The organism is Nostoc sp. (assembly GCF_036919615.1).
Lineage (GTDB): Bacteria > Cyanobacteriota > Cyanobacteriia > Cyanobacteriales > Nostocaceae > Nostoc.
In genome coordinates this window covers 54,101-61,148 of the sequence record NZ_JBALCN010000042.1, presented here as the reverse complement: position 1 = coordinate 61,148, position 7,048 = coordinate 54,101, and the positions used below count along the sequence as shown (strand labels likewise).

Genomic DNA, 7,048 nt, shown 5'->3' with positions numbered 1-7,048 from the left:
CGATTGAATATGCTGCCATTTCTTAATAATCTTCTTTTTTACATCTTTTAAGTTTATGACTTTTGTGGCAGTTTTGATATCAAATTGCTGTAAAATTAACTGTAACTTTTAAGCCGTCTTTAGGAAGTTGTGTAATGTCATACCAGTCTCTAAAGAGTCTATCAACATAACGAGGATGGTCATAGATTGTGCGTACATAAAGAATTGGGGGCTGAGTTTTGGCAAGTAACAGCAAGGCAACTCCAAATGGTTTTTATTCTCTATAATTGTGAGTAATTTATATAAATAATACCCCAAGCTCAAGAATGCATCCTCTAGGACATTAATACTCAACTATATCCAGCCTCGCAATTTTTTGTGTACTTGCGCCAGATACCACATATAGTCATCAATTTTGTACTGGTCAGCAGCTTTAACTATATAATTCTGAGCTAAATCAAGATTATTCTGGGCTTCGTAATATAATCCCAAGTAAAGATGACTGTAAAATTTGCCACTCTCTGCTTGTGATTGACCAACAGTTAAAACATCATCTGGTATACAATCTCCCGCATACAAATCATATACGCGCTGCATAACACGTCGAGGGTCATTTTTCACAGTTAGTAAAGAATTACGTGCCTCTTCAACACCTAATGAACGAGCTATGCAGAGATATCGCCATACTGTTTCTTCTACATCTTGAGTATTCACTGTCAAATCTATTTCAAATTGTTGAGCGCCCTCAGCAAATCTTTCTGCATAATAATACGATAAGCCCCGTTGCCAGAGGTAGGGTTTGATACGGGCATCCAATTGCTCTGCCAGATCAAAATCTTGAATAGATTCATCAATTTTGGCTAGCTGAAAGTTAACCATGCCTCGGCGAATGTAAGCATTAGGATTTTTCGGCTGATTGCGAATGGTTTCGTTCCACCGCTGAAGTTGATTTTCTAGAGAATTTGAGAAAAACATGAGTTACCAAGCCTATATGGAAGATTAACTAGCATATTTTCAGCTTTCGGGAGAGTACGTCAATCCCTTTTTCAATCTTCCAAATATTAGGAGTTACTGATTTACTGAAGCGTTAACTTTAAAAAACTGTTTCATGTCATACGCTTTCTTTTCTACGTGGAAATTTATCATATGACTACTGCTTCACAGATTTTCTGGATCAATACCGCTAGCTTGCAATTTTGCCAAAATTTTGATAATGCTGTCATTCTTCTTGTTTTAACTCAAGAAGTGCAGTTTCCATTGTGAAAGTGAGATCCATCCACGAGGTAGAAGAAACTACTTCCATAATTCAGTATTGTAGAGTTGGTGTCTTAATATCAGGAAGAAACGCCCGTGGTTCCCATTAGAGATAATAATCCGACAACAATCACGCCTTATGTAACTTATGGACTGATTGCTGCCAACGTCCTCGCTTTTCTTTATGAAGCCAATCTTCCCCCGCAAGCATTAAATGGGTTTTTACACCTTGCGGCTGTAGTTCCACGAGAACTCACTTTAAGCTTTGCTGGTACTTCTCTACATCAACCAGTACCAGAGTGGGCAACTTTGATTACCTCACAATTTTTGCACGGTGGTTTCTTGCACTTAGCCGGCAATATGTTGTTTCTCTGGATTTTTGGCAACAATGTTGAAGATAAGTTGGGTCATGCCAAATATTTGCTGTTCTATTTATCTTGCGGTGTTTTGGCATCCTTAACCCAGTGGTACTTCGCTCAAGATTCTAGCATTCCTTCTTTGGGGGCAAGCGGTGCGATCGCTGGCATTCTGGGAGCGTACATTCTCCGTTTTCCCAATGCCGAAGTTCTCGGCATAGTGCCTTTAGGGTTTTTCTTTCCAACTTTCCGTGTCCCGGCATATTTCTTTTTGGGATTCTGGTTTCTCGAACAAGCCTTCTACGGATTTGCTAGTCTCGAAACACCTACCAACATCGGTATGGAAAGCGGCGGTATTGCCTACTGGGCCCATGCAGGCGGGTTTATCTTTGGGGCTATTCTCGGCCCACTGCTGGGTTTGTTTAGTGATAAATCACAGGAAGAATCTTGGTATAAATAATTTTTCAGGATATCATTGGGACTTTTAATCAGACTAATTGATTTAATAGGTGAAATTGCCTAAACTTCGCAACTGCCAGCCTTAAAGGGTATATTGCAGTTAGTCAATAATTTAGGAAAAACACCTGTGTTTCCCCTTTACGACGAAAATCCAACGCGAATCACCCCGTATTTTACCTACGGGTTAATTGGCATGAATATCTTAGTTTTTATTCATGAGGTGAGCCTGTCACATGCACAATTGAATCAGTTTTTAAATCAGTATGCAGTAATCCCTCAAGAGTTAACTACCAATTTGAGTGGAGAGTGGACAACATTATTTACGTCGCAATTTTTACACGGCGGTTGGTGGCACTTAATCTCAAATATGTTGTTTCTCTGGATTTTTGGCAACAATATTGAAGATCGATTGGGTCATATCAAATATTTGATTTTTTATTTGGCGTGTGGTGCTCTAGCTGCCTTGTGCCAATGGTTTATTGGCATGAATTCTGAGATTCCTTCCTTAGGGGCAAGTGGTGCAATTTCTGGGGTTTTGGGTGCGTACATTATCCGCTTTCCCCACGCTAGAGTGATGACCTTAGTATTTTTGGGGATTTTCATCACTACAATCAGAGTTCCAGCATTAGTAATAATTGGACTTTTCATTGTGCAAAATGTGATATCTGGTCTTTCTAGCCTGCAAACAGCCGCTAACATGACTGTGCAAACTGGTGGAGTTGCTTACTGGGCGCACATTGGTGGTTTTATTTTTGGGGTAATTCTTGCTCCCCTATTTGGGTTGTTTAGACGCGACTAAGCAATTCAAAATTCAAATTTTCACTCTGCAACATCGGAAAAACAATTACCAATCCGCCATCTACCTTTGCAATATTTGAGAAATTATTAGTTTTTGCTGGCACCCGCTGAAACTTCTTCAGATTCTTCTACCTCAGATGTAAATGTTGATGATTGTGCAACTTGTTCAGGTACAGAAACGATGATATCAGCGCCATTAATAATTGCTCCCAATAACCCCAGCTCCGATTCAACCAATTGATCAATAGCCTCACCTAGCATGTTCTCTTGTGTATAGTGTGGTCGCGCCACTAGTACGATCCCATCGCTGTAGGGTTGGATTAACAAAGGGTCATTGGATATGCTGAGGGGACTAGTGTCTAAAATAACTAAATCAAAACGTTCGCGGACATCTTCGATCAGCCGCCGCATTTCGCTGGATTCTAGAATAGCAGCTGATTGCCGCACAGGACCAGGGCTGGGAAGAATGTATAAATTTTGTACATCAGGAACTAAACGAATACATTCACTTAAGTTAGCGTAATAACGCAGGGGTTCAATAGTAGCGTCGGGGTCAGGAATTACTTTCAGGGATGTACAACAAGAAGGCGATCGCAAATCTGTTTCGATAATTAAGGTTCTTTTACCAGCACGGGCTGAAGCTATACCCAAGTTATATGCACTTGCCGTTTTACCCTCTTGGCTACTGGTGCTAGTAATCAACACCACTTTTAAGTTTTTGCCACCAATCCGGCGCAAATTACTGCGGAATTTCTCATAAAATTCTAAATAAGGAGAATCCGCAGAAAGTAACACTGGCACTGCTTCAAGATCCAAATCATTAACCAGCATTAAAGGCAATTCTCCCAACAGTGCCACTTCCCGTTGCTTGAGGCTCTCGCGGATATCTTCCCTGGTTTTGAAAGTACCTTCCAACGCTCCCAACAAAAATATTACCCCACCACCAATCACCAGACCTAAGAAACCACCGACAGCAAGGGTAATAGGCACACTCTTGGGAGGTTTGAGATTGAGCGCAACTGTGGGACGTCTGGCAATGCTGAGGCTGCTTGTAGTTTCTGCCTCTGCAGTTTTAGCATCGGTTAGCTTCACCTGCATTTGATCATAGACGGTTTTTTTGAGTCCAACCTCCTGTTCTAAACGCGATCGCTCTAATTGCTTATTAGGTATCAGAGAATACTCTCGCCGGAGTTGCGCTTCTTGTTGGATTTCTTGAGTTAGTTGTTGTTGCAGTGTCTCCCGTTGAGTTTGCAACGCCACCATTTGGTTTGCCAACTCTTGGCGGGCTGGATCTAAGCTACTTTGGGTGCGAATACCTGTAATGCTACCCCGAAGCGGAGCCGCCGTCCCCTCACCACCTAACACCTCCGCAGCCCGTTGTTGCAGCAATTCCTCAGCAGCTTGTTTCTGACGCAGCAACTGAATCATTGTTGGGTGTTCAGGTCGCAAATCTTTTCTGAGTACGGCGATTTGCGACTCACTTTGATAAATTTGTGCTCGCAAGTTACCAATAATTGGATCGGCACTCAAAGCAGAAGAAATATAAGCCTGTCCGACTGTTAAGCCTAACTTATTTTGTAAACTGCGAACTTGACCATCAACCCCAGAAATAGTTAATTGAATTTGCCGTTGGAGATTTTGGCTAGCAGTAATGGCGCTTAACAAACTGCCATTCTCCGCTGCCAATATTGCCGTTCGCTCTACGCGATCGTACTGTTCCAGCTTCTTTTCAGCAACTTGCAATTCCCGTTTAACTTGTGGTGTGCGATCGTTAATCTTTTGAATAATTGCTTGTAATCGCCCAGTATTGATATCACTGCTCAACTTGATCATTGCTTGCATCAATTCCGCCAAGACCTGTATAGCTCGTTTGGCGTCACTATCTACATATTTCAATTCTAAGATACTAGATTCCAATTCTCCACTCCTAGCATTTTTTTTAGGTAGAGAAAGAACGACACTGTCACCGAGCTTTTTCGGTTTGACATCGACTTTCTCCGCCACTGTTGCAATTATCTGGTTTGATAGTAAAACTTCCTCATTCAGTTCTTTTCCTTGCTGTTGGATTTCATTACCAGTTGCAGAGAAAGAAACTGGTGGGCCACTATAGGTAAGTGCGGCAGATGCTATATAGCTAGTAGGTGGCTCTGGTTGCATAGCCACCACAGTTGACCCTGCTACAATTAAAGCAAAACTAGCTAGTCCAATCCACTTGTACTTATCAAAAGCAATAAGATAACGTTTAACAATTGGTGGGGTCATGGTCGCTTCACTCCAATTTAAAATCACCGTTGGCGCAGCGTCTTTGATAGGAGAAGTTCAGATGCCTGCGGCGGGCTGCACCAACGCCGTCAGCCGGCGCTCTCTTGGAAAATTGCTCCTCTTGGGGAGACCCCAAGACAGTATTTTCCGCTCTGACTTCTCTCAAAATTCAAAATTCAAAATTAGGAAGCACCAAATTAAAGATAGTGGCTTTGATACAAGAACGCTATCAACTTCCTACTATATATCTCGGTTAATTTATTTAAGATTTTTCCATTAATGAATTCAAAGATAAGTTGGAGATATGGCTTCCTCCACTCCCAACTATTTCCAGTTTGCATCCTTGTTCTAAAGTTACTAATTTGAGCGACCGCCGAAGTCGTCAAAAAACCGGAGAAAGGATTGGACGTTGAAGAAAGGTTGGGTAATAGTAGTCAGTAAATTAGTAATCTTACCAATGAGGTTCCGACCAACAACAATAACATCATTATCTTGAAGCGCCACATTTTGAGACGCATCACCGCCTAGAGCTTTTTTAGCATCAAGTTTTTGGGTAACAGCTTTACCTTGTTCAGGATCAAAGCGAACCAGAGCGATATCTCGGAGGTTAGCGGTATCGAGATTTACTCCTCCCAAAGCATCTACAAATGTACTACCATTAGGCAAAGCTTGAGTGGAAATACCTCCTGCAGCGTAGTTTAAAACTCGGACTCTAATCTGTGGTACAGCTAAGGATGAATGTGCCACCAAATTGCGGTCATAGCCGTCATCATTACCAACTTCACGACGGGGCACGAGTATCGCATCTCCATCTTGTAAGCGTAAATTAGGAATTGAACCGCCATTTTGCAGTGCTGCATATAAGTCAATAGTTTGTGAAATCACAGAACCATCGATTAACTTCCGGCGTACTTGCACTCGTCGCAGATCTGCATTCAACGTTGAACCACCAGATGTTAGTAAGGCATCAGCAACGCGGGGTGTTGATGAATTAATCGGATAAATTCCTGGTCGAAATATTTCCCCACTAATGGTAACTTGAACTGGTCGCGCCCCTGCCAAGGATACTATCACGATTGGATCTGGTAAAATGCGACTCAAACCCAAGCGAATTTTTTCTTGAGCTTCTTCCAAGGTTAAACCTTGTAATGACACCGTTCCCACTTGCGGCACTATGATGTTACCTTCTGGACTAATTACAGCTTGAAAACTTAAGTCTTGACGCTGCGTTGCTAAGGCTAAAACTATTACTGGATCAACTACATAACGATTTAAACCCAAGCGAATTTTTTCTTGAGCTTCTTGCAAAGTTAAACCTTGTAAGGAGACTGTTCCCAGTAACGGCACCACAATGTTACCTTCTGGGTTGATTAAAGCTTGAAAGCTTAAATCTGGAAAGCGCTGAACCGCAACACTAATTCCATCTCCTATTCCTAAGCGGTATGGGCCAGGCGGACGCTGAAGCACAACGCCAATTGTATCTCCTGGCCCCAAGAGGTAGCGGCTGAGTTGGGGGGAAATTTGATCATTAGCACCTGGAGGTACAACCTCAGTACCTGGCACAGGCGAGGGGGGTTGCCCTGGTGATTGTCGTTGCGGTGGAAGAGGCTGGGCAACAACAAGTTGGATAGGTGTTGTTAAGAAAACTCCTACTTGAAGACTGACAAAACACAGGGCGCTGAATGCACGCATATAAGAACTGGGATCTATAAACATCGGTGCAGGAAAACTGATATAGGAATTAGTCGCGCCGAGTGGTTATTTTACTCTAAGAATGTCCTAAATGTCTCTTGTATCTGCAAGTATTTACCAAGATAAAAAGAAGAATTTTGCTAAATTTAATTTTTAACTTCATATTGTTAACATCTTTTAGCTGAGTTTCAGCCTGAACACAATTTATAGAGATACTGTTGATAAATCTCTGCACAAAGGTATCTATA

General features: G+C 42.0%; 5 protein-coding genes. 2 read left to right on the top strand and 3 right to left on the bottom strand.

The genetic code is table 11. The features are described from left to right. Nucleotides 1-333: 333 nt before the first annotated feature. Nucleotides 334-954: a tetratricopeptide repeat protein gene (locus V7K48_RS13960; RefSeq protein WP_335073338.1), complete on the bottom strand. Its 621-nt coding sequence runs from the start codon at nt 952-954 to the stop codon at nt 334-336. Between the two features lie 375 nt (nt 955-1,329). Between V7K48_RS13960 and V7K48_RS13955 the strand changes: the two genes are divergently transcribed. Both V7K48_RS13955 and V7K48_RS13950 read left to right on the top strand, forming a co-directional pair. Beyond that, a complete protein-coding gene (locus V7K48_RS13955; protein WP_334976839.1) occupies nt 1,330-2,049 on the top strand; it encodes a rhomboid family intramembrane serine protease in 720 nt (239 codons plus the stop codon). Between the two features lie 126 nt (nt 2,050-2,175). After that, nucleotides 2,176-2,847, top strand: a complete 672-nt coding sequence (locus tag V7K48_RS13950) for a rhomboid family intramembrane serine protease (RefSeq protein WP_335073336.1) — start codon at nt 2,176-2,178, stop codon at nt 2,845-2,847. A gap of 86 nt (nt 2,848-2,933) precedes the next feature. Here V7K48_RS13950 and V7K48_RS13945 read toward each other — a convergent pair whose 3' ends face one another. Next, complete coding sequence (locus V7K48_RS13945) at nt 2,934-5,108, bottom strand: GumC family protein (protein WP_335073334.1); 2,175 nt, start codon at nt 5,106-5,108, stop codon at nt 2,934-2,936. A gap of 357 nt (nt 5,109-5,465) precedes the next feature. After that, on the bottom strand, nt 5,466-6,824 hold the full coding sequence (locus tag V7K48_RS13940; RefSeq protein WP_335073332.1) for a polysaccharide biosynthesis/export family protein: 1,359 nt from the start codon (nt 6,822-6,824) through the stop codon (nt 5,466-5,468). Nucleotides 6,825-7,048: the final 224 nt, after the last annotated feature.

What these genes read in the sequence shown, in the direction of transcription:
- V7K48_RS13960 (WP_335073338.1), bottom strand. Translation starts at nt 954, where the DNA reads ATGTTTTTCTCAAATTCTCTAGAAAATCAACTTCAGCGGTGGAACGAA.
- V7K48_RS13945 (WP_335073334.1), bottom strand. Translation starts at nt 5,108, where the DNA reads ATGACCCCACCAATTGTTAAACGTTATCTTATTGCTTTTGATAAGTAC.
- V7K48_RS13940 (WP_335073332.1), bottom strand. Translation starts at nt 6,824, where the DNA reads ATGTTTATAGATCCCAGTTCTTATATGCGTGCATTCAGCGCCCTGTGT.